The organism is Treponema sp. R80B11-R83G3, from assembly GCF_054786115.1.
The window spans coordinates 1-382 of record NZ_BDHF01000569.1 but is presented as its reverse complement, the minus strand read 5'-3'; the positions used below and the strand labels follow the sequence as shown (position 1 = coordinate 382).

General features: G+C 28.8%; 1 protein-coding gene. It reads left to right on the top strand.

The genetic code is table 11. The features are described 5' to 3' along the window. Positions 1-202: 202 nt before the first annotated feature. On the top strand, positions 203-382 hold a 180-nt coding region (locus tag ACYVRH_RS15015), incomplete at its 3' end, for a hypothetical protein (protein ID WP_461257655.1).

The following is a 382-nucleotide window of genomic DNA, read 5'->3' as shown; positions in this document are numbered from 1 at the left end:
AATGAATTTTACACTTGTCTTATTGACATATTTTAAGTATTTTGGTATTATGTCTTTAAGTAATACGTTTAAAAACTATTATGTGCCATAAAATCTGAAATTTTTGTCTAAAAGCATTAAATTGTTAAAAAATGGCCAAGAATGACAGTTTTATGAATTTATACACATAAAGCTTTGTTACCAAAGTAAGGAGGAAAAAACTATGGTAAACAAAAGGTTTTGGCTGGGAATACTGGTAATGGTACTGGTATTTGGAATGGTTTTAATTGGATGTACTACATTTGTTGCATCAGGATTACAAATGGGATTAGTCATTAATGGTCAAAAGTATGAAAAAGTGAAAGACTTTTCAGAAAAGGAATGGACAAATAAATTCCTTGGG